We start from the raw sequence: 25,936 nt of genomic DNA on the forward strand, positions 1-25,936 counted from the left end.
GCTCTAATTAATATTCAAGCCATTCTAATAAATTATTAATTTAGTTGGAGTTTATTTCTTTTTCAAGCTAGTTAATTCACTCATCGTTACACCATTAGAAACTGATTTCAGAAAGCCAACACTTGGGGCATAGTAAGTTGTATAACCGTCACTTGATTTTACTGTAACTACATTTTTGAAAGTTCCGGCTGGCGTAGTTAAAGTTCCATTTATAGATGTTATCTTATGGTTTATTCCCCAATTTGTCCATTGTTTTCCGACTTTTAAAGGATAAACGAGAGTAGTGAAATATTCAGAATTAGGCCATCCATCGTATAGGCCTTTGCTATCTTCCTTAATAATATAACCACCGTCTTCACTGCTCCATTTGTCCCATCCGTAATGCTTACCTATGTATTGGGTTTTATAATATTGACCCTCTGATTTATAGGTATATATTTTCGTTTTGTCTTGTAGAAAGCTATACATTCTAAGGTGCTGAGAGGAAACGTAGCCTTTTTTCTTATTGTAGCCAATTTGAGACCAACCATTTTTAGACTGTGAATATACCGTTACTGAAACATTGTTTTTTAATGAGCCGATTTTTTTGTAACTTGTACCTGGACCGCTTCTAACGGTAAGAGTACCGCTATTAATACTTACCCAGCCGGTCTTACTTGTTGCTGCACTGGAAGGAGTTACATTAAATTGCAGTACCACTGATAAAATTAAAATAAAGGCTATTAAGTTTTTGATAAGTTTTTGTTTATTCAACTGTCTAACCCCCTTTACATCAATTAGGTAAATAGTAACATTTATTCTCAAAATTGTAAATATTTTATCGGAACATCAGAAGAACTAAAAATGAAAAAGAGAAGTGCAATCTTATATATTAACTCTATTGAAAGGAGGTGAACAGTATTGCCGCGAGAATTAATTAACGCTAACATCACACACGTTTCTTATGTGGACAAAGGGGCCAACCGGAAGCAGTTTTTCTTCACCAAGTCAGACAACCAGCCGGACTTTCAAAAAGAAGTGAAGCTATTCATCAACAAAGAAGAGGAAGAGCAACAGCTAGTATATGGAGTTGTCTATGAGCCAGATGTGGAAGATTCACATGGGGATTATATGACTGCTCCAGAAATTGAAAAAGCGGCTCATGGCTTTATGAGAGATGCTCGAAACATTGATAAGCAGCATGACTTCAATGCAGGAGTCGGTGAAGTAGTTGAATCTTATATTGCGCCGGCCGACTTTACGATTGGTGAAGAGACAATTAAAAAGGGCTCTTGGGTGCTTGTTACAAAAGCATCTGATGAAATTTGGGAAGAAATTAAGAAGGGAGCTATTACTGGTTATTCAATGGCTGGTACTGCTGAGACAATTGAAAAGCAAAATGAAAAGCCTGTTACTAAGTCGTATGAAAACGATGAAGTGAAAGGCTTTTTTAATTTGATTAAAAACTTCTTCTCTGGCAAAGAAGAGAGTCAAAAAGCTTCAGAGAAGGATTTGGGAAGCATTGAAAAGGCCGGAAAGAAAATTTCAGCCGCTCGTATGGATAAAATCAATGCGGCATTTGAAGCTTTGAATGAGCTGAAATCAGAAGTTGAAGAGGAGGAAGAAGTGGTGAAAAAAGAAGATATTGAAAAGGCTGTACAAGCGGCACTGGAACCACTTGTTAAACGTTTGGACTCTATTGAAAAGAATGAGCAGCAATTAGAACAGGCTCAAGATGATGTTAGCAAGCAATTAGAGGAGACCATTGCAAAAGCATTAGAGCCGCTAAATCAACGTTTAGAAGCAGTAGAGAAAGCCCGCAGTGTTTCTAAGCAAACGCAAGAAGAGCCACAAAACCAAGAGATTCAAAAACATTATTTAAGCGGAATTCTTTAATTGAAGGGAGTAGAGTCTATGACTATCACTAATAATCAGATTTTGAAAGACGGGGCAATTACAACGGGTTCGATTACTTCAGGTCTTTTAAACCCTGAACAATCCAAACAATTTATTCAGCAGACCTTTGAAGCGACAGCCCTTGGTGGATTAATCCGCAAAGAAATGCGGCGTGCAAAAGCTGGTGAAATCGATAAGATCGGTATTGATTCTCGTATTCTACGTAAGAAAACGGAAGATACAGACGATGGGTACCGCCAAAAACCAAAGTTCGATAAGATCGAATACTCAACAACAGCCGTGCGGTTGCCATGGGAAATTACAGAAGAGTCTCTACGTGAAAATATTGAGGGCCAAAGCTTTGAGGACATCGTAACAAAACTTATGACGACTCAACTAGGGATCGATCTAGAAGATCTATATTTAAATGGCGATGAAGCGACTCTTGATACAGATCCTGACTATGACTTTTTGAAAATCAATGACGGTTGGCTAAAGCAACTGACTACCGGTTCACATGTAGAAGATCGTTCTGCAAAAGATGCAGGAGCCATTTCTCTTAATGTATTCTATGATGCCCTATCGCAATTACCAGATAAATATAACGATGGCTCATTACGCTGGTTAGTGGCTCCCTCTTTAAAACAAAAGTGGGAGCATTATTTATTAAACGAAAATATTAAAAATGGTGGCGGTCTTTCAGAGTCCATTATGAATGCACCGGCTAGTATTCCTTTCGTGACTGTCCCACGTATGCCTAAAGATAGAATGGTGCTGATCAATCCGAAAAACTTAATTGTCGTGAATACGTACGACGTGAAAATCCGTAAAACAGTTGAGGGCAAAGAAGCCATTATGCAAGATAAGCGCTTCTATGTAGTTCACCTGGATTTTGATCCGATTATCGAAGAGAAAGATGCCGCTGTTCTAGTAAAAGGTTTGGCGTAGGGAGTGTTTTTACATGACTAAATTAAAGTTGATCAACGCCTTATCGTACAGTGGAGTTGTGAGTGCTGACGCACGTAATCCTTTTGTTGAAGTGAAAACAAAGAAAGAAGCCGAAGAAGCGGTAAAAACAGGGTACTTTAAAATCGTCAATGAAGAAGAAAAAGAAAAGGAGTGATAGATGTTGCTCATCACTCCCACTGATGTCATTGCGTATTCTGTGTTTGATGCAGTAAAAGAGCGGCCGGCACCGTTGCTCGAACAAGATATTCTGGAGGCAGAAATCGAGATCGAGAGTATTGTCGGTCATGACTTTTCGGAGGTTGCTCTGCTTCCCGATAAAGTAAGACTAGCTTTATTAAAAATGGCTCAATTCTATGCGCTTATTAACAGCGATGAATCAATCGTTAAGGGCTATATCTCGGAAAAGATAGGAGATTACTCTTATACGCTTGCCAATGGACAAACCATTCGAAAGCCAGATATTAAAAGCTTGTTGAAAGAGTTCATTAAAGCAGAGCCGACAGACAGCGGCGGCATTCAATTAAGGTTGAGAGCCTTATGAGTTACCGTAATCTTTTAACTCATCGATGTGATGTCTACCATTTGATGAAGGATAAGAGTGAGGGAGCATGGGGCATACCGGGAAGTGACTTGGAGGAGGAGTTTTCCTATGGAAAGGCTCCGGACCTTACCGCTGTTCCTTGCTACTTCACGGAAAAGAATCAGTCCATTCTTCAAGGTGAACCTAATCCAACGGTGATTCAATCGTTTCTTGTTCATTTCTTGCCGTCTGCAGACATTAGGGTAAACGACAAAGTAGTCTGGAATGGCATTGAATTGACCTTACAAATTCCAAAAAAGATCAAGAATCATCATATCGAAGTCACGGCTACCCGGAGTGAACGCCTATGAGCCTGAAAATACGCGGCTTAAAACAGTTTATGAAACAAGTGGAGAAAGCTGCTGATGGAGGACTGAAAAGGGAGTTTGGTTTATGGCTTGAAGGTCTTGGAATGGATTTTCTCGGGCTGATTCAAGATGAAATTATTCGCACAGAAACAGTGGATACTCGAAGGCTGCTAAATTCTTTTAATCGAGGGGATTCTGAGGGTATTTGGTCCATTAATGAAGGTGGATTGACGCTAGAAATAGGAACCCGGTTGACCTATGCCAGTTACGCAAATGACGGTCACTTTCAGCGGAAACGTTTTGTACCTGGATATTGGAGAGGTGATCGGTTTGTTTATGAGCCAGGAGCTAGTACTGGCATGATGTTGAGAGAAAAGTGGGTAGAAGGCTCGCATTATTGGGACAATGCGCTCGCTATTTTTGAAAGGATTTTTCAAAGGAGCCTAGAGCGTCGTATGCAGCAGTGGTTAGATACAGAGTTTTAGGAGGTGGAGTATTGAATCGGGAAGTGGCAGCTATTATGAGTTATTTTTACAAGTTGTTTCCCTGTAAGGTTTATACGAAAGAAGTGCCGGAAAGCTTTGTGATCCCGAGCATGTATTTTCTTTCTCCTTTTGCTTTTAATAGCAATGATACGCTCTCTACCTTTATGAAAACATATAGTTTGTCAGTGAAGTTGTTTCATAAGGATTCGCAGCAGGCAAATAACGAGGCCGAGCGAATTGCTGACGTTGTGAACAGTAAAAGAGGACTTATACCACTGATTGATCAAACAGGAGTTCCAACAGGTGACTATGTAAGAATCAACCGTATCGAAACAAGAATAGCAGACAGTGGAGTAGCGATTATCCAAGTAACATGGGATAGTCGTTATTTTTATGAGAAAGAAGAGTACGCGCCGTTTGAGAACTTTGGAATGGATAGTGAGGTGAAATCATGACGAGTAAAGCAGAACAAACTGCGTCCAAAACAACTGCTGTAGAACCAAAATTTTATTTACATGAATTACGCGAGCACTCTCAGAAGCTTTTTGATGTGAAGCCGGAAGTTTTTGACGGGGCTGTTTTAGGCATGAAAGATATTCAAGCAACAAAGGCGGAAGTGAAGAAGCGTATTGACGCTTTCTTAAAGAAGGAGGTTAAACAATGAATGGTGGTGCATTTGTCCCTGGGGAGGAAAAGGCACGCGCAGGCTTTTATTTTCGTTTTACCTCAGCTCCTAATGAGCGTTTATCTGTGGGAGACAGAGGACGTGCAGCTCTTCCACTCGTTTTAAACTGGGGAGAACCAAAGAAGTTTATTGAGATTACAAAGTCAGAAGATGTGGAGAAGAAACTTGGATTGGATATTAACGACCCGGCACTTTTGCTTTTGCGTGAGGCGAAAAAGAAGGCTAAAACAGTCCTTGCTTATCGAGTAAATGAAGGCACAAAAGCATCTGCCGAAGTAGCAACCGGCGTCACTGCAACGGCTGTGTATGGCGGTACAAAAGGCAATGACCTTATGATCAAAATCACTTCTAATGTGGTGGATGAAACAAAGAAAGATGTCATAACTTTTATGGGGAGCAAAGCCGTTGATAAACAAATTGTAGCGAATGCAAGCGAGTTAAAAGCAAATGCCTGGGTTACATTCGAAGGTACTGGAGAATTGACTAACTCCGCAGGTATCAAGTTAACTGGCGGTGCCGACGGCACGCCAACGAATCTTGATTATATGGAGTTTCTAGCTGCTTCCGAAACAGAGTATTTTGATACTATTGCCTTGCCAGTGGCAGAGGATGAACAGTTAAAAGCGGCCTTTATCTCGTTTATTCGTCGTGTGCGTGATCAGCAAGGTGTAAAGGTTCAAGGTGTACTTGCTAATGCTCCAGCAGATTTTGAAGGGATTATCAATGTGACAAATGGGGCGGTACTCCCTGATAGGACACTTACACCAGCCGAAACAACAGCTTGGGTTGCTGGAGCTTCTGCCGGTGCAACGATCAATCAGTCTTTGACGTTTGTTGAATACGAAGGGGCTATTGATGTTTTTCCTCGTTATGACAACGATGAAATCATTGAGCGACTGGCTAAAGGTGAATTCATGCTAACGTTCGATGCTCGTGATAAAACGGTAACGGTTGAGAAGGATATCAACTCATTTGTGTCCTTCACGAAAGAAAAAGATAAGAAGTTTCAAAAGAACAAGATCATCCGCATTATGGACGCAATCAACAACGATATCACTCGCGAGTTAAAACGAGAGATTAAGATTCGAAAAGAAAAAGGACAGGATATCCCGGTGAATGGGGATGGAATTCAAATTCTCAGCACTTTAGTAACCATTTATATGAACACTTTGCAAGAAGGCGGAGCTATCAAGAACTTTAATTCGCAGAATGACGTTCAGATTACCATTAATGATGACGGAGATGGTTTCTATATCAACACCGGTGTGCAACCAGTAGACAGCGGGGAGAAATTTTATTTCGGGATGGAAATTAGATGATTGAGCAAATGAAGTACAGTAGGAGAGTCTGAATAAGGCTCTCTTTTCTAGTGGAGAAAAGGAGTGAGATTGTATGGCGTTTCGCTCAGGTAATACGATTTCAGGTAAAGAAGGCCGCTTGTTCTTAGACGGAGAAGAAATGGCCTATGTTAAAAGCTTTGAAGCAAATATAGAAAAAGAAAAGACAGAAGTGAAAGTTTTAGGACGACGAATGACAGGGCATAAGACTGTCGGAGCCAGTGGTACCGGTACACTGACTGTTTATAAGGTTACTTCTAAGTTTGTTCGACTAATGATTAACTATGTAAAAACAGGCGAAGATCCGTATTTCACATTCCAAGAAGTATTGGATGATAAATCATCTGGTCGAGGAACAGAAAGAGTGACTATTTATGATGTTAATTTCGATAGTGCCAAGGTAGCTGGCTTAAATGCAGAGGGTGAAATCCTAGAAGAAGAATTACCATTTACATTTGAAGATATCGATATGCCAGAGGAATTGCGAGAGGACTTTTAAGGGTTCTCTTTTTTAGTAACAATCAAACTATTTAATTGGAGGAATATGAACTATGACAAAACGTGATATAAGTTTCTTTATGGCAGGGAAAGCCCAGACAGTAACGGAGGAAGAGGTCTATGTTTCAAAGAGATACAAAGATAATGAGGGAAAAGTGATTCCATTTCTAATGAAGCCTATTACAACAGAGCGGATCGAAGAGCTTGAAAAAGAATGTATTGAGCCGGTAAAGGAGAATGGCAAAAAAGTAGGCGAGCAATTAAATAGAGCCCGCTGGATTGCCCGCATGGGAATTGAGTCAACGGTTTATCCAGACTTTAAAAATAAAGAACTTCTTAAATCCTACGGTGTAGTAGATCCAGTAGATGCTGTGAAAAAGGTGTTGTCAGTAGGTGGAGAATTTGCAGAGTGGATGAATGCCACACAGCGTATTAATGGCTATGATGAAGATTTTGAGGAACTAGTTGAAGAAGCAAAAAACTAATCGAGGATGGAGATCGTGATGCGGTCTACATCCATTTTTTGATTCATGAGAGAAATTATAAGCCGCGCGATTTGCAAGATTTGTGGGAGATGCCAAAAGAGAGAAAGGCATTCCTATATGCGTCTCTTGAAAAATATCTAAAAGATCATAAGCCGAAAGGAGGGTGATCGCTTTGGCCAAATTAACTGCTGTCTTTGAAATGAAAGATAAAATTTCAAGCAGATTAAGAAGTCTCCATAGCAGCTTAGAAGACATTGAATCTATTACCGAAGCTACGGATACGGCTATGCGAAGACTTGGAGAGATCAGAGCGACCCCTCGGCTAGAGGTTATTGACAGTGCAACAGGCACTATTCGAGTTGTAGAGGAAAGCATTTCATCTTTGGGCAGTATAACGGCTTCTCCTACAGTCTCAATAACTGATCGATTAACTGATGCCTTAGAAAGAATAGAGCAACGCTTGGATAATATAGATAGCGTCAGAGCCACAGCAGAAATTGCAGCTATAGACAATTTAAGTAGTATTTTAGAGCGGATAGAACAACGGTTAGACAATGTAGACAGCGAGCGGGCTACGGCAGAGATCACAGCAGATGACCAAGCTTCCTCTGTAATTGAAAATATACAGGGGCGTTTAGATCAATTAAAAGGCACTGTGTTAACCATTGGAGCTGCTGGAGGTATTACCGGCTCTGGCATCATCGGAGCTGGTTCTTCGGCTATGGAACAAGATGCTAGGACGAGTGCCGCTACAGGTATTGCCAGCGCAGAAGTTAGAAAAATGGTTAATGATATTTTTTATAAAAAAATGGCCGGAAACTCAAGAGAAGAAGTCGCCTTATCTCTTCGTAATATGGCCCAGCAGACCGGCCTGAGAGGAAACCAATTAAAAACTGCTTCTGAAATTTCCAATAAGATTGCTATGATCCACGAAAAAGATGTTCCTGAAGTAGACCGTTCGTTATCCAGCATGATGAAGAATTTCAAGATCGACTCAAAAAGAGCAGGTGATAACCTTGCCTATGTGTTCAAGCATGCAGGGGATCAATATGACGATCTTTTAGATACGTTTAATGAGTATAGCTCAAGCTTTGTAGATATGGCATTGAAACCGGAACAGGTTTCTGCCGCATTTGTAGCTGGAACCAAAAGCGGTGCCCGAAATTTTGATGACATGGCTGATGCGATGCGTGAGTTTAACATCAAGCGTCGAGAAATGACTGACGATCAGATAGCGGCTTTCAAGAAAGTACTGGGAGCCGATGAAGCCAAGAAAATGTTTAAAGGTTTTGAGAAGGGCTCTTATACTGGTCAAGAAGCGATGTACAGATTGGCTCATGGCCTCTCAAAGATTAAGGATGAAAACAAACGTGCAGCTATTGCGACAGAACTTATAGGAACCAAATATGAAGATTTAAAACAACCTATTCTAGATATGGCCAGTGTTATAGATAATCCTATAAAAGCTACAGGTGAGCTGAATAAGCAGTTCAATGACATGCGAAATAATAATCCCATGACACCGATCAATGATGCAGGCCGAAAGCTAAATCAAACTATGACGGAGATCGGCCGTGGAATCATTACCAATGTAGCTCCTGCTTTCGAAAAGTTAAATAAGTGGTTAGATTCTAAAGAAGGTCAAACGGCGGTTAAGGAAATGGTTAAGGATATAAACAGTTTAGCTTCAGCGATTTCAAGTATATTAGTACCGGTTGCTAAAGGAATCGTTACTCATTGGAATCTTATACAAATGCCACTTGCGATTTTAATAGGCGGACTGATTGTTATTAAAGCTACTTCTTGGTTGATTATTAAGCCAATTAAGCTGATTGGAAAGGCTTTTGATTTTACTTTTAGAAGAAACAGATCAAGGGACATGGATGATATTACTGAGAGCATGAGTCGTATGGATCGCCGTTCAAGAAGGGGCGCACGTAGCGTTCGAAGTTTAACAGACAGATTAAAAGACTTATTTAAAATCCGTCCGCCTGCTGATAATCCAATCTTCGGCGAGGATACCCGTACTGGCAGACGCAGAAATACGCGGTCCGGTCGGCGTGGAGGACCAAGTGGATTAAGAGGTGCTGGTAAAGGTGTGGGTATTCTAGGCACACTTTCTGCTTTTCTAGCTGTAGACCAAGTAGGCACTGGATTAGGTGACTGGCTTTTCGGGCATAAAGCCGGGCAAGAAAAGTTTAATGGTTTGCTCAGTAATCCTTTTAAAGATCCAGGAACCTATACCGAAGATCGGCAAGGAGCTTTATCAAAGCTCTTTTTTGGTTCTAAAGAGAATAAGGCTGCAACAAACAATGACGGTAAAGCTCAAGGACAGGCCTTTGCTAAAAACTTCATGACCGGACTAAACTCGGCACCGATGAATGTCTACAATTGGTTAAATGAGAAAGTCTATAAACCTGTAGGAAGTGCCTCCACCAATGCTAAGAACTTAGGTTACGCCTTCTCTGCGGGATTTGTTATGGGCTTGAACAGTGCTCCTGTGAGTGTCTATACATGGATTAACGAAAAGATTTACAAGCCATTTGGAAGTGCTGCAAAAAGCTCCAAACACCTAGGTTACGCATTCAGTTATGGATTTGTAACAGGTCTTGGCAGTGCTCCTGTTGATGTTTATTCTTGGATCAATCAAAACATTTATATTCCAGTGGGAAGTGCAGTAAAGAGCGCCAAGCATTTTGGCTATGCATTTAGTTATGGCTTTGTTGCAGGTATGAGAAAGAGCCCTCTATCCGTGAATTCTTGGGTTAGAACAAATATTTATCAGCCTTTTAATCAAGCCGCCTTGGGGGCAAAGACATACGGATCAGCAATCGTATATAACTTTAAAAATGGAATTAAATCAGTCCCAGTTGGCATGAAAACTTGGTTGAATAATCATGTTGGACAGCCGATGCTAAAGTATATTGTAAGCGGAAAAGGATTTGGCCAAGGGCTTGTTGGTTATTTTATTAGCGGTATGAGAAGCAAGAAAGGTGATGTCTCAGCTGAAGCGAAAGTGCTTGCGAAGGCGGTAGAATCTGCGTTTAGAAAAGAACTTGGAATCCATTCACCTTCTCGTGTTATGGCTGATCTTGGTTATTGGTCAGCTATGGGAGTGGTAAAAGGATTCAGTAGTGTGGATATCTCCAAAATTGCTAAAAGTAAGGCCAATGAGTTAATGGGCTCATTTGGTAATTATAGCGGTGGTGGGGCTGCAATGGCCCGTAGTGCTATTATGCAAGCGTTGCAGATCACAGGTATGCCGATGAGCTGGTTAGAACCACTTATGTGGATAGCACAAAAAGAGTCTGGATTTAACCCGAATGCTATTAACTTATGGGACATTAATGCGAGACGAGGAGATCCTTCTGTTGGTCTGTTTCAAATCATTGGAGAAACATTTAAAAGGTGGACTCTACCAGGTTTCAATGATCGGAGAAATCCTCTTCATTCAGCGGTTGCCGCTATTCGTTATATCAATGGACGTTACGGTGGAATTCACAATCATCCGGGAGTGAAATCAAGGGCCCGCGGCGGTGGTTATAAACCGTATGAGCGTGGCGGTATCATCACACATGATCATATTGCCCGTGTCGGTGAAGGGAATAAGAAAGAAGTAATCATTCCTCTTGAACAACATCGGAATCGGGCACTTGGACTGCTAGATTATGCACAAAGAGCACTTGGGGTGTCGCCTCGGGTATCTATAGCAAGAGTAGGAGCTAAAAACGAAACGGAATCAGCTCCAGTCATTCTGCCTGAAGAGCAAACACAAACAGTCCGAAGTATTATGAGTCGTTCCGTTCAAATGGTTCAGCAGGGAATGCGTGACATTATCATCCAGATCACAGGTGCTAATCATTATCATAACGATATGGATGCTGAAAAGGTTGGTAGAATCGCTTATAACTATATTGAACAAAAATTAGAGGAAGAGTACTTTGAGAGAGGAGCAGTGGTGGCCGATGACTAAAAGCGTATATGAAATCTGGCTGTCTTGGCAGAATGGGAAAGAAAAATTCCAGTTGCCTATTCTCCCTCCAACTATTGAAATTAACAGTCCTTCTAAAAATGAAAATATTGACCTTGCCGATTTCGGTGAAATCACTATCTTGCAGGAACCTGGGGCGAAAACATTTAAGTTTTCGTCTTTTTTTCCGGCTAAATGGAGTCCGCTTTGTGAGGTGAGGCCAACCAAGTTGTCTATGCCATGGAACTATGTGAAACGCTTAGAAGCTTGGAGAGAAAGTAAATTGCCGATTCGCTTGATTGTGACAGGCACTCCTATTAATTTTGCTGTTTCTATCGATGACTTTTTCTATAAAGAGGGGGACAAAGACATTGGTGATATTGATTATGACCTCACACTGAAAGAATACATCTTTGTCACCTCTCGAAAGATCGATACGAAGAAGAAAACAAATGCGAACGGAGGCAATAAACAACGACCTGATACAAAGCCTGTTCCCAAAACTTATAAGGTAAAAAAAGGAGACACTTTGACAGGAATTGCAAAGACAATTTATAAAAATAGCGCAGAGTGGAAAATCCTCTGGGAAGCCAATAAACAAATGCTTATCAAGCGAGACAAAAGAAATGTAAAGCAACCTGGCCGCTTTATTTATCCCGGTCAGGTTCTGACTATTCCTCAGAAAACAACAGGTACAGGTATGACAGCGGTTCAGCTTAAAAAAGTACAAACCAGTGCGGTATCTGTAACTCCTCGTAAGTGAGGAAGCATAAGCATGATTGAATTATTTTTAGTTAAACCTGATTATATGATGGCGATTCCTGTTTCAACAGTTACGTGGTCTGGACAAAGGTATCAGGCGGCACGAAAGATTGAAGCGAATATCTTATATACTGACGCGGGTCTTCACTTTTACCAACAGGTGATTGAGGGAGATACACTGCTGTTTAAGTGGAAGGGAAATGAATTATTTCGCGGTACTGTATTTAACCGGTCCCGCAATAAGAGTGGCCAGCTTACATTAACAGCGTATGATATGCTGCAATATTTCTTAATGAACAAGGACATATATAACTTTTCAGGAAAGCGTCTTGATGAAATTCTGTTGAAGATGTGCAAAGACTTCGAAGTCCCACATGGCTCTTTTGTGAACACGAAAGAAAAGGTAGGAAAGATAATTGATCAGGAAACGTCTCTTTACGATATTGCACTTCGAGCAATGATCGATACACATAAGGTTTCTAAGAGAAAGTTTCATATCTATTCCCGTCTTGGAAAAGTACATTTAATAGAATTGAAAAAGCAGGATATTCAATGGGTTCTTGAAGTAGGTAATAACGTCATTGATTATACTTATGATACATCAATTGAGGAGACAGCTACCCGAGTCAAATTAACATCTGGTGAAGGAAATAAGACTGTCACAGCGGTTGTTACAGACAGTGAAGGCAAAAAACAATTTGGAGTGATTCAACACTTCGAAAAGATCTCGGAAACCTTAAGCAAATCAGCCTTAACGAAAAAAGGAAAAGAGATTTTGGATAAGAAAAAAGGAGTTAAAAAGAAGTTAGATGTAGAGGCGCTCGGTATTGAGTCTGCTACAAGCGGAAACGCCATTTATGCAATTATTGATGATATCCGTCTCAAACGTACAATGTACATTGACACGGATGTCCATACGTTTGTTGGAAACAAGCATACGATGAGCCTGCATTTAATGGAGACGAATGACTTCCCTGAAATGGAAGAGCTATCTTCATCGTCAACTTCAAGTCCAGGATCAACAGAAGGATCTTCCAAGGCCCGGAAAGTGGTTACTCTCGCGAGAAGTTATATTGGTCGTCTCAAATATGACTTTGGAGGGAAAAACATTGCTAGAGGTAGTGGTGATTGTTCCGGATTCACGAAGTTCATTTACAAGAAGGTTGGTATAGATCTTGGTGATGGCACAGCTAACCAAATTAAAAAAGGAAGAAAGGTTGGAAACAACGAAGGGCAACCGGGTGATTTAGTTTTCTTTAAGGGAACTTATCGGTCGGGTGTTTCACATGTCGGTATCATCACAAAACCGGGTTATTGTGTTAGCTTAGGAAACAGTGGCTGTAAAGAACACGGGTATTTAAGAAGTAATAACTCTTACTGGGGTCCTAAATTTATGCAAATTAATCGAGTTCTATAGAGGTGAGAGAAAGTGGCATTGAGTGACAAAATTAAAAAGCACTCATTAAAAGCAGGAGAGATAGAAAATCCAGTCAGAATCTTTGACGCCGATGTAGTGTCAACCAATCCTATGAGTATCCGTTTAATGAATAATAACAAGCTTATTCTCTCAGAAGAGTCATTTATTATCCCGAAATCTTTAACAGATTATACTGTACAAGTTCAAACGCCTCGTGGAATAGAGACACATACAGTTCTTAATGCATTAAAGATAGGAGATAATCTCAAAGTCGCTGCCGTCCAAGGTGGTGGCTTTTATTATGTCTTAGATCGAGTAAGCAACTAGGAGGTGGTCACATTGGCTCTATCACCGGAACTTGATATTCCCCAAACAGGAGAAGTACCAGTAAATGAACTTCTGAGATTAAAAACCTATCGATTTGATTTTGAAAATAACCGGCTTACGAGTGAACTGATCAGTGGTTTGGAGGCTATTAAGCAATTTATTTTATTTGCCCTGTGTATTCCGCGCTATGCTTATCCGATTTACTCCGCAGATACTGGAAATGAGCTTGCTGAAATGTTGGCTGACAATGAAACGAGTGTTGCTTTTAAAATTATGGAGATTGAGCGTCTTGTTACTGAAGCGCTTATGTATGATCCAAGAATTGAACAAGTCTATGACTTTGTGATCAAGCATATTGAGGATGCTTTCCATGTGAATTTTAAAGTTGATACGGCACTCGGGGGAATACAAATAGAGGAGGTGTTAGCGGCCTAATGTTTGAGGAGTATACATTCGAAAACATTTTACAAGAAATGATTGACGAGACCGATCCGTCATTTGATGTAAGTGAAATCTCTCCTCTATATGCCTCCTATGCGAAAAGTGCTGCCCAAGTGGCTAAGCTCTATCGATTTTTAGATCGAGTATTAGAGCTATCCTTTGCATCAACAAGTGAAGGTGAATACTTAGAGAAACGGACATCTGAAATGGGTATCTATTATAAAGATGCTGTTGCAGCTATACGTAGAGGAGAGTTTAATATTCCGGTTCCCATAGGGAGCCGTTTTTTTGTAGAAGATGTTTATTTTGTAGTAATCGAAAATGAGAATGGAATCCAATTACAGTGTGAAACGGAGGGAACAATCGGTAACAAGTTTCCTGTAGGTACTGAACTCATGCCTTCAGAAACGATTAATGGATTAGAAACCGCCTTGCTTGGCGAGATCATTATTCCAGGGAGAGAGAAAGAGGAGGAGGAATCCTTATTTGTTCGGTATCAAGACAAAGTAGCTGAGCCAGCTACAAGTGGAAACATCGGGCACTACAAAGAATGGGTGAGAGAGTTTGAAGGGGTAGGAGCAGTTAAGGTATTTCCTAACTGGGACGGTCCCGACACGGTAAAAGTAGTTATTGTAAATTCTGAGTTTATGCCAGCTTCTGAAGAGTTGGTTCAAAATATTCAAGTAGCATTAGATCCGGTTCCAGGCCAAGGTGAAGGGTTAGCTCCAATCGGTTCGTTTGTGACGGTTGAAAGCGCAAAGCCGGTGCCCATAAATGTAGTTGCTACCATTGAAATTAACTCTTCAACCACCATAGAGACTGTAAAAGAGCAATTTGAACAAACACTTGAAGATCATTTAAAATCCATAGCTTTTAAAGAAGAGACAGAGCCAATTGTCCGGCAACGGGTGATCGGTTCGTTATTTTTGATTATTCCAGGAGTTATTGATTATTCAAATCTATTAATCAATGGACAGGCTACCAATATCATTCTAAGGGAAAGTGAAGTGCCAGTCGTTGGGCAGGTGACACTCAATGTCTAGTCGAGAGGAGATGTTAGCGGATTTACCACCTATTTTACGTGAATGCCCAGAGTTTCAAGAGATGGCACGAGTAGAAGGAAAGGTCTTTGATCGTCTAGAGCGCCATATAGATGAGGTCCTTAATAACGTGTTCATTGACAGTGCAACATGGGGACTGACACTCATGGAAAAGGAATTTAAGATCCCAACCGATGTTAACAAACCGCTTGAACATCGTAGGTCAGTTTTAAAGTCTAAGAAGCGTGGTATCGGCAGGGTCAGTGTAGGGATGATTAAAAATGTAGCTGAATCCTTCCAAAATGGTTCGGTTGAAGTAAAAGCTATAAAGGGAGAATCAAAAATTCTTGTTACGTTTAACGATGTCTACGGCATTCCACCTAATTTGGAAGATATAAAAACAGCTATCCGAAAAATATTGCCAGCACATCGAGTGATAGATTTTGAGTTCAAATATCTATTGATTAAAGATGTAGAAGCTATGACATTAGCTGAGATGGAAGCTACTCCATTAAATAAATTTGCGGGAGGTGTATAGGATGGCTGAACATACTCCGCGTTTAAACCTATATATAAAAGATCCAATCGTTGATAAGGAAGATACATTTAATATTGAAACAATGCTCAATCAAAATTTCCGCAAGATCGATGAAAAGGTTGCGACGCTAGGACCGAATGGAAAGCTGGCAGCAGATCAATGTCCTCCAATCCCAGAAGTGAAAGAGGCCTCCACTACACAAAAAGGAATTGTTCAATTAAGCAACTCGACAACTAGCGATAGCGAAGAGTTTGCAGCTACATCCAAAGCAGTAAAATCAGCCGAAGCAAATGCCAAAGCCTACACAGACATGGCACCAGAAGCCATGCTGCAGAATATGGAAAGGTTTGTTACCAAACGTTCTTCCAAGAATGCAAACGGGATCTTTCTTAAGGTAGAGAAGAAGAGAAAAGACGGAACGTTATTCATGAAAGCTGAATTCAGCAATCCAAATGCTGACGGAAATCCAACAGTCCGAACAGTGACAACTTATGCGGCAGACGGTGTAACTGTTGTAGGGGCGCCAGTTATATATGATGTAATTTATGATGCCGACGGGGATTATGTTGAGGAGGTACCTCGATGATAGATATTAGGGAACATGGTGGGATTTTTAGCGGGGGGAGCAGTACAAAAATAAAGGGAGAAGTATCAGAGAAAGTTACTTTTGCTGAAGACATTAAATACGGTGAGCCTGTTTCTGTAAAGTATGAAACCAAGCAATTACCTAAACCGATTGGTTTTTTTACAGATCATATTGATACAGCTATATCAGAAGACGGTAATTATGTAGCTGTTGTTCAACGAATGGGAGAAACCAGCCGTTATGGATCGATTGCTTTTTTTAAAAGAATTGGGGATGAACTAGTTAAGTTGCCGAATCCAGATATTATGCCTGAAAAGAATTGTGCCGGTGTTGCTTTCTATAAAAATAATTTAGTTGCTTTTGCTCATGCAGGAGAAAACTCCACTACAGGGGCGGGGGTTACTTTATATAAAAGAATAGGGGACTCTTTCGTTAAAGTAGCTAATACCATTACAGGAATTCAAGGCGGCAGAAAGACAATGTTCTCTCCTGATGGAAATTATTTATTTGTGCGCAGGTGGATAGGATCTTCGCAAACATCAGGAATTTTAGTTTATAGAATTCTGAATGCAAACACTGCAGACTTAGTAGAGTTCCATTATTTAACGTTATTAACAACGGGTCCAGTTCCTCGAGATATTGCTATATCTAATGACTCAAGATACATTGTTATTTCTGAGTGGAACAGCACTTTAGTATATGAAAATCTGGGTGATAACACGTTTCGAAGGGCTACTGAAATCGAAAGTTCTTTAGTGATTACTACAGAAGGAGTGACATTTTCTTCGAATGACGAGCTGTTGATTTTCAATAAGGGCACAAATAACAATCAAATTGTTGTGTACCAATGGAATAATGGTAATCCAGTAGAAATCGATAATGCAATTGACAAACAACCTTCAGTAAATATCGGATCAGCCGGCGCCAACCTTCTCCGTTTTCATCCTAATGGAAAAATTTTGTTTGTTAATGGTGGGAGAAATAGATACAAAAGAAACGGAGATAAGTTTCATCTTCTTCAAAGCATCAATATGGGGGGAACAGGCGACTGGAATATTACTATCTCTCCTGATGGAGAACATCTTATTGGAGCTAATTACTATAAAAATGAACTAAAAGCGTATAAAAACAATACTGTTCCTTTAGAAGGAGATTATTCTCTTGGTTATGCTCTACAAAACGGCAGCATTGGTGAAGAGAGAAAAGTAATGAATATATTTAATTGAAGGAGGATAAAAATGAAATTCTACATTAAAACGGACAAAAGCAATGTCGTTCGTGACATTCTAACTTATTCATATGAAGGGTTTGAAGAAATTGAATATGATGATCACGTTCTTCCACGTAATATTTTATCTGGATATTATAAATGGGATGCTGCTAACAATGACTTCATTGTAGATGAACAGCTTAAAGAAGAAATCATCCGCGAAAACGACGGGTATTTGCAGGAAGAATTTGATCAGTTAAAGAAAAAGAATGACGAGCTTGAAACATCGCTTCTCGAGATGACCATGCTAGCTGCAAAACAAGAACAGCGAAACATTCAAAACGAACAGGCAATTATGGAGTTAACTACAATCATTGCAGGAGGTAATGCGTGATGTTTACAGTAAACAGCGCTTTGGTGGCGATCTGGGCTAGAAATGTACAAAACGGTAACTATGAGAGAGAACAGGTACCGAAATTATCGAATCTGCAAGAAATAGTATATCAAGTATTGGACGCAAACGCCGCTGTATAGTGGGCGTTATTTTTTGGATATGAGTGGAATGGTAAAATGTACACAGTGTAGGCTTTTTATTTTGTTATAATATCTGGTAAGAGGAGGGTATTATGACAAAATCATTTGAAGGTCTACTTGTTACTGAAAACAGATTAATTGACACAATTGAGGAATATTTTAAAAAATGCGGTTTTATCCTTAATAAAAAAGCAAAAGATACCGAACGAGGAATTGATTTAGAGCTTTTTAAAGATGGCGCTACTCTTTACATTGAAGCTAAAGGGTCTGTTAAAAATAAATATGATAAAGATAATAGTATAAACGCTATGCCAAGGACATCAGTTAGAGATAATGTTAGAAGACAAATCAATAAGTTGATGGAGCGAGAGGAAGATGAAAACTATATAGACGACGCTTTTTATATAGCTGCTTGGCCAGAAACTCCAATATATAGAGAGCAAGTAAATAAAAAAGCTAAGGCATTATCTAAGTTGGGATATCTTCATTTATGGGTTCAAGAAGATTTATCTATAAAAATTGAGGGGCCTGATAGTGAAAAGGAAAGATTAATCAATTTGTGCTTAGAACAGTAGTATTTGATTCATAATTTAATTTCATGTAAGGACGATAATACGACATAACGAAAAATATAAATACGACAAAACACCGCTGAGAATCGGTGTATTTTTTATGCAAAGAAAAAGGGATATGTGAGGGGAACTCACGAAAGGAGTTGCCCAGATGGGAGGAAAATGAATGCAACATAATACAGACACATTATGGAATACCGTAACAGGCGGCGCTTTTATGAGCGCTGCCTATTTATTTGGAGGTGTTGATCAGTTTATCCTCGCGTTGATTATACTAATGGCAACGGATTATATAAGCGGTTTAATTGTCGCTTTTTTCTTTAAAAAGAATGTAGAATCTAAGCAAGCATTTAAGGGACTGATGAAGAAGGCTGCCATGCTACTAGCAGTAATTGTAGCTAATCAGTTAGACATTGTAACCGGCAGCGGTGGCCATTTTATGAGGAATGCCATGATTCTTTTCTTAATTGGTATGGAGGGAATTTCTTTTATTGAAAATCTTGGTCACATGGGTGTCCAGGTTCCAGCACAAATTAGCCATGCATTTGCTCAGTTGAAAGAAGACAATAAAGAGACAACAACTATAGTGGATAAAACAGAGATCAAGCATAAAAAAGAGGTGGGAAATAATGAGTAAAATTGCAGACTTGTCTCATCATCAAGGGGATATTGACTGGAGCAAAGCATCGAAAGAATTGTCTCTTGCTATTCTTCGAGTGCAAGACGGATCTCGAGTGCGGGACCGACAATATAAAAACTATGTAGCAGGAGCTAAAAAATATGGAGTGCCATTTGGCAACTATGCTTTTTGTCGGTTTGTTTCTATCAGTGATGCTAAAAGAGAAGCACAAGAATTTTGGGAAAGGGGTGACAAAGAAGCGCTATTTTGGGTGGCTGATGTGGAAGTGAAAACAATGGGCGATATGCGAGCAGGTACACAGGCTTTCATTGATGAGCTACGGAGATTGGGAGCGAAAAAAGTGGGATTGTATGTCGGTCATCATACGTACAAGCTATTTCAGGCAGAGAAGATTAAAGCTGATTTTGTTTGGATTCCTCGTTATGGCGGAAAAAAGCCGGACTATCCTTGTGATCTACACCAATATACTGATACTGGTCGTTTATCTGGTATAAAAGGAAATGTAGACTTAAATCAACTGATAGGAAACAAACGGCTGTCATGGTTTTTGAATAAGGAAGAGACAAAGGCCGCTGTTGTCACAAAAGGGAAGTATAGGATTTATACCGGTGTCTTTAAAACCGAGAAAGAGGCAGAAAAGCAGGCACAGTTGATCAGTGTAAAGTTAGGTTATAAGCCATTTACCAAAGAAAAGCGTATCTGGACCGGTGTATTTGAAACCCTTGAATCTGCAACCATTGCTCAGCAAGATATTAGACGAGAGTTTGGTTTTAATCCGCAAATCAGGCAAGAACAATAAGAAAAGCCCCGCTCGTTTGAGTGGAGCTTATTTTTATTGCCAGTGTTTTTTCCAGTCTCTAATTACTACATTTGGTTTATTGTAAACTGTGTCAGCTGTTTGAAGTACATTCTTCGTGGGATCAAAGACCGCTCCACTAAAAAACCATTTATTGTCTTCAACACTATACCAACTGATTAGAAACTCGTTTTTTCTTAATACTTGAGCTCTAAGAGTATAAGCAGCTCCAGTAATATGAGTTAAAACACCATTCTTTATATAATACCAATCGGCGTTCTCCCAATACTCACTGTCCGTTTCCGCAACTGCCAGAATGTCCGGTTGTCCCTTGTATTTAGAAGGGTACATATGAACAGATTTCTTTGTTGCATTTAATGTGTAGTCTCTAAAATAATGACTAGACTTTTTGATATGGCTTGTTCCAACCTTTTGTGTGTAGAGTGTGTAATTCCCTCTGTAAAGTAAATCTCCTTCATTAGCACCGGCCCAAACATGCGCCCAATCACCACGGTTGTATGAGGCAATCGCCTTTTTCTCTCTAACCCCGGCAAAATACACTTTATAAGCCACACCATTTGCATCTTTCAATGTGTATGTAACTCGGCTTTGTTTAGGACTGATCGGATTTTTCGCTGCTTCTGCATTTGAATGAAAGGCTGTAAAACCGACAAGTAATAAGACCATAGATATAAGTACCTTTAAATATTTCTTCATTTCTTTCCTCCTTTTTTATTTATAAGTTTATTTTATCAGGTAAAATAGGATTGGGAAGAAATAATTAGAAATTTTTTCTAATTATTTGATTATATAGTTCTACATATCATGTGAAGGAGAGGATGTTATTGTCGTTGAATAGTATTAAGGACTTTAAAGAGTTGGAAAAATTCAGGTGTGAAAATAATATAAATCTTCGATGCAGAAAGACAGGGCTCTTTTTGAGACATTTGGAGCCAATAGAAGGAGCCATGCTTTTTCTTGTATTAGAAGACGGATCATTGGTGGAAATGGCAGCACATCAATTAGAAGAAGCATTTGAGATTGTGGCATTGCCAACAAAAAAATAAAGAAAATGGCTCTTTTGTTTTATTGGGGACCATGGGGACCAATTGGGGACCAAATTCATCAAAAACCTTCTTTTTTGACTCGAATTAATCATAATGGGAAGATTAAAAACCTTGACACAATCGTATTCCTAGAGTAATAATAAGAATTAACTTGAATAGTGTATCCTTCGGGGCGGGGTGAAATTCCCCACCGGCGGTGATGAGCAATGGCTCTTAGTCCGTGACCCGCGTTCGTTTGAAAGCGGTGGATTCGGTGAAATTCCGAAGCCGACAGTGAAAGTCTGGATGGGAGAAGGATGAGGCATTTTAAAAATGGATTTTTAAGATGCTTATTTGGCTATGCCTTTTACGCCCCGTATATTTTATATATACGGGGCTTTGTTGGTTTATTGGCTGTAAACCATTCATTGGACGAAAATACTTATTGGATGGAGAGAGAGGACTAGCGAAATGTTAAAGGAACAATATATGGAGTTAGCCTTGTCGATTGCGGAGGGCGTCAGAGGACAGACGTCTCCGAACCCGCCGGTTGGCGCTGTAGTCGTGAAGGACGGACGTGTGATTGGAATGGGCGCTCACTTGAAAGCAGGCACTCCCCACGCGGAAGTTCATGCGCTTCGTGCCGCCGGAGAAGAAGCGATGGGAGCTGATTTGTATGTTACGTTGGAGCCTTGCTCACATCATGGAAAGACGCCGCCGTGCGCAGACCTTGTCGTTTCAACCGGAATCAAGCGGGTCTTTATCGCGACGATGGACCCGAATCCGCAGGTGAGCGGAAAAGGTATCCAGAAATTGAAAGCTGCCGGTATCGAAGTGGAGATTGGCATTTGCCAGGACCGCGCAGATCACCTGTTACAACCGTTTTTTCATTTTATTGAACATAACACCCCCTTCGTCACAATGAAAACAGCCATTACAGCCGATGGCAAAACAGCCGCCTACACAGGTCATAGCCGCTGGATAACAGATGCGCCGGCAAGAGAAGATGTTCATGGTTTGAGACATGAGCATGATGCGATTTTAGTCGGTGTGAATACCGTTCTTCAGGACAACCCTCTCCTTACTACCCGTTTGCCCCACGGAGGAAAACACCCCATTCGAGTCATTTTAGACACACATTTACGTACTCCTATAACTGCAAAAGTAATCGAAAACAAAGAAGCCGAGACGCTTATTATCTGTGGCAACGAAGCCTCTCTTGACAAAGAAGAAGCGTTAATTACCGCAGGCGCTGATGTGATTCGCTTGGAAACGGCTGATATTCCAATCCCTCTTCTTTTAAAAAAATTAGGGGAGGAAGGGATCATGACGCTGCTCGTAGAAGGCGGCGGTGAAGTGAATGCTTCCTTTTACCAGGAAAAAGCCTTTCAACGACTGATCATTTACATGGCACCTAAGCTCATTGGCGGCAAAATCGCGCCGACTCCTTTCGGGGGAGAAGGATTCCCAACGATGGATGAGTCCATTCCATTAACGTTTGATAAGGTGGAAATGATCGGACAAGATATTAAGATTACGGCTTCACGGAAAGAAGGGTGACAATATTGTTCACTGGCATTATCGAAGAAATTGGCACCATTGAAGAGGTGCTTGCCCGGACCCAGTCGATGCAGCTGACAATTGCGGCCTCAAAAGTGCTGGAGGATGTCCAGCTCGGGGATAGCATCGCGGTGAACGGTGTCTGCTTAACCGTTACAAGTTTTACCGCTGAGCGTTTTACGGTTGATGTTATGCCGGAAACGTTCCAGGACACTTCCTTGAACAAAGTAAATCGGGGATCAAAAGTGAATTTGGAACGGGCGATGGCAGCGAATGGCCGTTTTGGTGGTCATTTCGTTTCCGGCCACGTAGACGGTGTCGGGACAATATCGGGCAAGAAACAAGTTGAAAATGCGCTTTATGTGGATATCACTTATTCGGCTGAGCTGGCGCCTTACCTGATGCCGAAAGGATCGGTGGCGCTAGATGGAACATCATTAACAATTTTTTATGTGTCTGAAAAAGAAATAACGATCTCGCTCATTCCGCATACACAAGAGGAAACGATTTTAGCGAAAAAAGCGATCGGTGATCCAGTTAATATTGAATGTGACATGCTTGCGAAATATGTAGAGCGAATGATGAATCGGCAAGCGGAAAAACCAGCTTCCAACGTAACGATGGAGCTGTTGGAAAAACACGGCTTTGCCTAATAATACAAACGAGGTGAAAAAGATGTTTGCATCGATAGAAGAAGCACTGGAAGACCTTAGAAATGGGAAAGTCATCATCGTTGTGGACGATGAAGATCGCGAAAACGAAGGCGACTTTGTCGGCCTGGCAGACCTGGCTGATGCCGAAATGGTGAATTTCATGGCGAAGGTGGGCCGCGGCCTCATTTGCGTACCAGTGGAAGAAGAAAAAGCCCAACAACTCGGCTTAAATATGATGGTTGATCATAATACAGACAGCCACGGAACCGCATTTACTGTGAGCATTGACCACGTATCGACTCACACAGGGATCAGCGCCTTTGAACGGGCAGCAACGATTCAGGAAATGATGAAGAAGGATGCAGCGCCTGCCGATTTTAAACGGCCAGGCCATATTTTCCCGCTCATTGCCAAAAAAGGCGGTGTATTAAAACGGGCCGGCCATACAGAAGCAGCGGTGGATTTAGCGCTGCTTGCCGGCCATCAAGGTGCGGGTGTGATTTGTGAGATTATGAAGGAAGATGGAACGATGGCAAGACTTCCGGATTTATTCGCGATGGCGGAAGAGTTGGATTTGAAAATCGTTACCATCCAACATTTAATTGAATATCGCCGCAAGAAGGAAGCATTGGTTACCCGGGAAGTAGAAATTGAGCTGCCGACAGAATTCGGCCACTTTAAAGCGGTTGGCTACACGGAAAATTTGACGGGCAAAGACCATGTAGCCCTTATTAAAGGTGATGTAAGCGATGGTTCTCCTGTGCTTGTCCGTGTTCATTCGGAATGCTTAACAGGCGATGTTTTCGGTTCCTACCGTTGTGACTGCGGCCCTCAATTGCATGCGGCGCTTCAGCAAATCGAAGAAGCGGGCCGCGGCGTCTTGCTTTATATGAGGCAGGAAGGCCGTGGCATCGGTTTGATCAACAAGCTGAAGGCGTACAAGCTGCAGGAACAGGGCTATGATACAGTAGAAGCCAATGAAAAGCTTGGCTTCCCGGACGATCTGCGTGATTACGGCATTGGGGCTCAAATTTTACGTGACCTCGGCGTTAAAGAAATGAAGCTGTTAACAAATAACCCGCGTAAGATTGCCGGCTTAAAAGGCTACGGCTTAGAAATCATCGATCGCGTGCCGCTGGAAATGCCACCGAAAGATGAAAACCGCCGCTATTTGGAAACGAAAGTAACAAAGTTAGGTCATTTTTTAACTATTTAATTAGGGAGAGAAGAACATGAGCAGAACATTTGAAGGGAATTTAATTGGAACAGGCTTGAAGGTGGGCATCGTTGTCGCCCGCTTTAATGAATTTATTACTGGTAAATTACTGAGCGGAGCAGAGGATGCCCTGCGCCGTCACGGAGTTGAAGAAGAAAACGTGGATACCGCTTGGGTACCGGGCGCATTTGAAATTCCGTTGATCGCCAAAAAGATGGCGGACAGCGGCAAATACGATGCCGTTATCACACTTGGCACAGTCATCCGCGGATCTACAGCTCACTTTGAATACGTTAGCAATGAAGCAACAAAAGGGGTAGCCCAAGCCGCCATGCAGTCAGGCGTACCGGTCATCTTCGGTGTGCTGACAACGGACACGATTGAGCAAGCGATTGAGCGCGCTGGTACAAAAGCTGGCAACAAAGGCTGGGAAGCTGCTGCGACAGCGATTGAGATGGCAAACTTGGTCAGATCGATCGAAGGATAATAGAAAGACCTGCCCCTGCTGTTTTGAGACGGAAACGGGGCAGGTTATTTGAGGAAATAATAAGGTAAAGTAAATATTGCAAAGCTTATGACTGAAAGGGAGCACCTATAAAGAAAACCTTGATGCGGGCATCAAGGTTTTCTTCTTGACCGTTAAAATCTAATTTTACTTTAGGAATGCTCTTTAAACTGATAGACGAAAGAAATCCAAGCTTTTCTTTAAGGCATGCTTCACAAAATTCCTCTGCTCTGTATAGTATTTCCTTCTTTATCATGTTTATATCTAAGGCGTTTTGGAGTTCTTGAATCTTGTTTTTTACCTCCTCCAACTTAAGTGCATATTCTTTTCCTTTTTTAGTTATTTCGGGAGGAATGTGTTCTTTGAAATGTTCTGATACCTTAGCCACATCCTGACGGTTAAGACTGTCAACTCCACTATTAATTGCATCTTGAATCCTATTTTTAGCTTCATTTACTTTACGTGTCGCTTCTTCTCTTAAACATTGTTCCGCCGCTTCTGCTTCTCCAACTGGATTGCGGATAGGCATAGTAATTTCTCTCCTTGCAAAAAATGGATACAGTAAAAGGATTTCCTTTAAATGAAGAAAGGAGTGTGAGAAAGATGGGGAGATGAGAAAACGCCAGATAAATGGCGTTTAATCATTATTCATCATTGGTTGTCTCGCTTCTTTTTTGTGTTATCTGTTAAATTATTTACGGCGTTTTTAGTTGCATCAACAGTATTCATTGCAACGTTTTCTGTTGTTTCTAAAGCATTATGCATTGTTTCAAATGCAGAGCCTGCTGTGTTCTTAATGCTCTCTGTGACACTTTTGTTATTTTGCTGATTTTGACTATTTCTTTGATTATTCATTAAGTTTCACCTCCTAAGCAGGAATAGGATATGTATTTTATAATTA

Annotated in this window: 34 protein-coding genes and 1 riboswitch; of the genes, 30 read left to right on the forward strand and 4 right to left on the reverse strand. The window is 40.8% G+C overall.

Translation table 11 applies throughout. The annotated features are described in order from the left end of the window. Positions 1-51: 51 nt before the first annotated feature. Positions 52-753 (reverse strand): SH3 domain-containing protein, encoded by a 702-nt coding sequence (locus ACH0BF_RS00270; RefSeq protein WP_406908569.1) that lies wholly within the window; start codon positions 751-753, stop codon positions 52-54. Positions 754-900: 147 nt separating this feature from the next. Between ACH0BF_RS00270 and ACH0BF_RS00275 the strand changes: the two genes are divergently transcribed. The 25 genes from ACH0BF_RS00275 to ACH0BF_RS00395 all read left to right on the forward strand — a co-directional run bounded on the left by ACH0BF_RS00275 (position 901) and on the right by ACH0BF_RS00395 (position 20,058). Next, on the forward strand, positions 901-1,875 hold the full coding sequence (locus tag ACH0BF_RS00275) for an XkdF-like putative serine protease domain-containing protein (RefSeq protein WP_406908570.1): 975 nt from the start codon (positions 901-903) through the stop codon (positions 1,873-1,875). A gap of 18 nt (positions 1,876-1,893) precedes the next feature. Further along, positions 1,894-2,823, forward strand: coding sequence for a phage major capsid protein, P2 family (locus ACH0BF_RS00280; protein WP_120031794.1), 930 nt, complete (start codon positions 1,894-1,896; stop codon positions 2,821-2,823). A gap of 13 nt (positions 2,824-2,836) precedes the next feature. Beyond that, positions 2,837-2,998, forward strand: coding sequence for a hypothetical protein (locus ACH0BF_RS00285; protein WP_406908571.1), 162 nt, complete (start codon positions 2,837-2,839; stop codon positions 2,996-2,998). Positions 2,999-3,001: 3 nt separating this feature from the next. Beyond that, positions 3,002-3,385 carry a protein YqbG gene (yqbG, locus tag ACH0BF_RS00290; RefSeq protein ID WP_406908572.1) on the forward strand — a complete coding sequence of 128 codons (384 nt, stop codon included), beginning with the start codon at positions 3,002-3,004 and terminating at the stop codon, positions 3,383-3,385. Next, a complete protein-coding gene (locus tag ACH0BF_RS00295; protein WP_406908573.1) occupies positions 3,382-3,735 on the forward strand; it encodes a DUF3599 family protein in 354 nt (117 codons plus the stop codon). Before yqbG ends, ACH0BF_RS00295 begins: the two co-directional genes overlap by 4 nt. A 2-nt stretch (positions 3,736-3,737) precedes the next feature. Then, positions 3,738-4,217, forward strand: coding sequence for an HK97 gp10 family phage protein (locus tag ACH0BF_RS00300; RefSeq protein WP_406908784.1), 480 nt, complete (start codon positions 3,738-3,740; stop codon positions 4,215-4,217). A gap of 11 nt (positions 4,218-4,228) precedes the next feature. Further along, entirely contained in the window at positions 4,229-4,672 is a 444-nt protein-coding gene (locus ACH0BF_RS00305; RefSeq protein ID WP_406908574.1) for a phage tail terminator family protein, read from the forward strand. Next, positions 4,669-4,881 (forward strand): YqzN/YkzM domain-containing protein, encoded by a 213-nt coding sequence (locus ACH0BF_RS00310; RefSeq protein WP_406908575.1) that lies wholly within the window; start codon positions 4,669-4,671, stop codon positions 4,879-4,881. Before ACH0BF_RS00305 ends, ACH0BF_RS00310 begins: the two co-directional genes overlap by 4 nt. After that, positions 4,878-6,221, forward strand: coding sequence for a phage tail sheath family protein (locus ACH0BF_RS00315; RefSeq protein ID WP_406908576.1), 1,344 nt, complete (start codon positions 4,878-4,880; stop codon positions 6,219-6,221). The genes ACH0BF_RS00310 and ACH0BF_RS00315 overlap by 4 nt, the downstream gene beginning before the upstream one ends. Positions 6,222-6,294: 73 nt before the next feature. Further along, positions 6,295-6,738, forward strand: coding sequence for a phage tail tube protein (locus ACH0BF_RS00320; protein WP_065411196.1), 444 nt, complete (start codon positions 6,295-6,297; stop codon positions 6,736-6,738). Between the two features lie 52 nt (positions 6,739-6,790). Next, positions 6,791-7,222, forward strand: a complete 432-nt coding sequence (locus ACH0BF_RS00325; protein WP_406908577.1) for a phage tail assembly chaperone — start codon at positions 6,791-6,793, stop codon at positions 7,220-7,222. Between the two features lie 172 nt (positions 7,223-7,394). After that, a complete protein-coding gene (locus ACH0BF_RS00330) occupies positions 7,395-11,195 on the forward strand; it encodes a phage tail tape measure protein (RefSeq protein WP_406908578.1) in 3,801 nt (1,266 codons plus the stop codon). Continuing rightward, positions 11,188-11,955 (forward strand): LysM peptidoglycan-binding domain-containing protein, encoded by a 768-nt coding sequence (locus ACH0BF_RS00335; protein WP_406908579.1) that lies wholly within the window; start codon positions 11,188-11,190, stop codon positions 11,953-11,955. Before ACH0BF_RS00330 ends, ACH0BF_RS00335 begins: the two co-directional genes overlap by 8 nt. A gap of 12 nt (positions 11,956-11,967) precedes the next feature. Continuing rightward, positions 11,968-13,371 carry a C40 family peptidase gene (locus ACH0BF_RS00340; protein WP_406908580.1) on the forward strand — a complete coding sequence of 468 codons (1,404 nt, stop codon included), beginning with the start codon at positions 11,968-11,970 and terminating at the stop codon, positions 13,369-13,371. Positions 13,372-13,383: 12 nt separating this feature from the next. Continuing rightward, entirely contained in the window at positions 13,384-13,698 is a 315-nt protein-coding gene (locus ACH0BF_RS00345; protein ID WP_406908581.1) for a DUF2577 domain-containing protein, read from the forward strand. A gap of 12 nt (positions 13,699-13,710) precedes the next feature. Continuing rightward, entirely contained in the window at positions 13,711-14,133 is a 423-nt protein-coding gene (locus tag ACH0BF_RS00350; protein WP_406908582.1) for a DUF2634 domain-containing protein, read from the forward strand. Then, a complete protein-coding gene (locus ACH0BF_RS00355) occupies positions 14,133-15,182 on the forward strand; it encodes a baseplate J/gp47 family protein (protein ID WP_406908584.1) in 1,050 nt (349 codons plus the stop codon). Before ACH0BF_RS00350 ends, ACH0BF_RS00355 begins: the two co-directional genes overlap by 1 nt. After that, entirely contained in the window at positions 15,175-15,717 is a 543-nt protein-coding gene (locus ACH0BF_RS00360; RefSeq protein ID WP_406908585.1) for a putative phage tail protein, read from the forward strand. Before ACH0BF_RS00355 ends, ACH0BF_RS00360 begins: the two co-directional genes overlap by 8 nt. Position 15,718: 1 nt before the next feature. After that, complete coding sequence (locus ACH0BF_RS00365; protein ID WP_406908586.1) at positions 15,719-16,303, forward strand: phage tail protein; 585 nt, start codon at positions 15,719-15,721, stop codon at positions 16,301-16,303. Next, positions 16,300-17,529, forward strand: coding sequence for a lactonase family protein (locus ACH0BF_RS00370; protein WP_406908587.1), 1,230 nt, complete (start codon positions 16,300-16,302; stop codon positions 17,527-17,529). Before ACH0BF_RS00365 ends, ACH0BF_RS00370 begins: the two co-directional genes overlap by 4 nt. A 12-nt stretch (positions 17,530-17,541) precedes the next feature. Beyond that, the gene (locus tag ACH0BF_RS00375; protein WP_406908588.1) at positions 17,542-17,907 is read left to right on the forward strand and encodes a hypothetical protein; all 366 of its coding nucleotides are present in this window, start codon (positions 17,542-17,544) and stop codon (positions 17,905-17,907) included. Beyond that, positions 17,904-18,047: a hypothetical protein gene (locus ACH0BF_RS00380; protein WP_406908589.1), complete on the forward strand. Its 144-nt coding sequence runs from the start codon at positions 17,904-17,906 to the stop codon at positions 18,045-18,047. Before ACH0BF_RS00375 ends, ACH0BF_RS00380 begins: the two co-directional genes overlap by 4 nt. A gap of 92 nt (positions 18,048-18,139) precedes the next feature. Further along, positions 18,140-18,622 carry a hypothetical protein gene (locus ACH0BF_RS00385; RefSeq protein ID WP_406908590.1) on the forward strand — a complete coding sequence of 161 codons (483 nt, stop codon included), beginning with the start codon at positions 18,140-18,142 and terminating at the stop codon, positions 18,620-18,622. A 163-nt stretch (positions 18,623-18,785) separates the two neighbouring features. Beyond that, positions 18,786-19,256: a phage holin family protein gene (locus tag ACH0BF_RS00390; RefSeq protein WP_406908591.1), complete on the forward strand. Its 471-nt coding sequence runs from the start codon at positions 18,786-18,788 to the stop codon at positions 19,254-19,256. Further along, entirely contained in the window at positions 19,249-20,058 is an 810-nt protein-coding gene (locus tag ACH0BF_RS00395) for a GH25 family lysozyme (protein ID WP_406908593.1), read from the forward strand. The genes ACH0BF_RS00390 and ACH0BF_RS00395 overlap by 8 nt, the downstream gene beginning before the upstream one ends. Before the next feature lie 33 nt (positions 20,059-20,091). Here the strand turns inward: ACH0BF_RS00395 and ACH0BF_RS00400 are convergent, their stop codons facing one another. After that, entirely contained in the window at positions 20,092-20,772 is a 681-nt protein-coding gene (locus ACH0BF_RS00400) for a hypothetical protein (protein ID WP_406908594.1), read from the reverse strand. A 128-nt stretch (positions 20,773-20,900) separates the two neighbouring features. Here ACH0BF_RS00400 and ACH0BF_RS00405 point away from each other — a divergent pair, with 128 nt between their 5' ends. The 5 genes from ACH0BF_RS00405 to ribH all read left to right on the forward strand — a co-directional run bounded on the left by ACH0BF_RS00405 (position 20,901) and on the right by ribH (position 25,017). Next, positions 20,901-21,122 (forward strand): hypothetical protein, encoded by a 222-nt coding sequence (locus tag ACH0BF_RS00405; protein ID WP_406908595.1) that lies wholly within the window; start codon positions 20,901-20,903, stop codon positions 21,120-21,122. A 159-nt stretch (positions 21,123-21,281) separates the two neighbouring features. Then, positions 21,282-21,423, forward strand: a riboswitch (FMN riboswitch). A gap of 149 nt (positions 21,424-21,572) precedes the next feature. Then, positions 21,573-22,661, forward strand: a complete 1,089-nt coding sequence (gene ribD / locus ACH0BF_RS00410; RefSeq protein ID WP_406908596.1) for a bifunctional diaminohydroxyphosphoribosylaminopyrimidine deaminase/5-amino-6-(5-phosphoribosylamino)uracil reductase RibD — start codon at positions 21,573-21,575, stop codon at positions 22,659-22,661. 5 nt (positions 22,662-22,666) lie between these two features. Further along, complete coding sequence (gene ribE, locus ACH0BF_RS00415; RefSeq protein WP_406908597.1) at positions 22,667-23,314, forward strand: riboflavin synthase; 648 nt, start codon at positions 22,667-22,669, stop codon at positions 23,312-23,314. Positions 23,315-23,336: 22 nt separating this feature from the next. Then, the gene (locus ACH0BF_RS00420; protein ID WP_406908599.1) at positions 23,337-24,530 is read left to right on the forward strand and encodes a bifunctional 3,4-dihydroxy-2-butanone-4-phosphate synthase/GTP cyclohydrolase II; all 1,194 of its coding nucleotides are present in this window, start codon (positions 23,337-23,339) and stop codon (positions 24,528-24,530) included. Between the two features lie 16 nt (positions 24,531-24,546). Next, on the forward strand, positions 24,547-25,017 hold the full coding sequence (gene ribH / locus ACH0BF_RS00425; protein WP_120031731.1) for a 6,7-dimethyl-8-ribityllumazine synthase: 471 nt from the start codon (positions 24,547-24,549) through the stop codon (positions 25,015-25,017). Positions 25,018-25,102: 85 nt separating this feature from the next. Here ribH and ACH0BF_RS00430 read toward each other — a convergent pair whose 3' ends face one another. Next, the gene (locus tag ACH0BF_RS00430) at positions 25,103-25,564 is read right to left on the reverse strand and encodes a hypothetical protein (protein ID WP_406908600.1); all 462 of its coding nucleotides are present in this window, start codon (positions 25,562-25,564) and stop codon (positions 25,103-25,105) included. Positions 25,565-25,686: 122 nt separating this feature from the next. Beyond that, positions 25,687-25,890 (reverse strand): hypothetical protein, encoded by a 204-nt coding sequence (locus tag ACH0BF_RS00435; RefSeq protein WP_120031727.1) that lies wholly within the window; start codon positions 25,888-25,890, stop codon positions 25,687-25,689. Between the last annotated feature and the right edge of the window lie 46 nt (positions 25,891-25,936).

This window comes from Pseudobacillus sp. 179-B 2D1 NHS (genome assembly GCF_045370945.1).
Taxonomy (GTDB): Bacteria; Bacillota; Bacilli; order Bacillales; family Domibacillaceae; genus Pseudobacillus.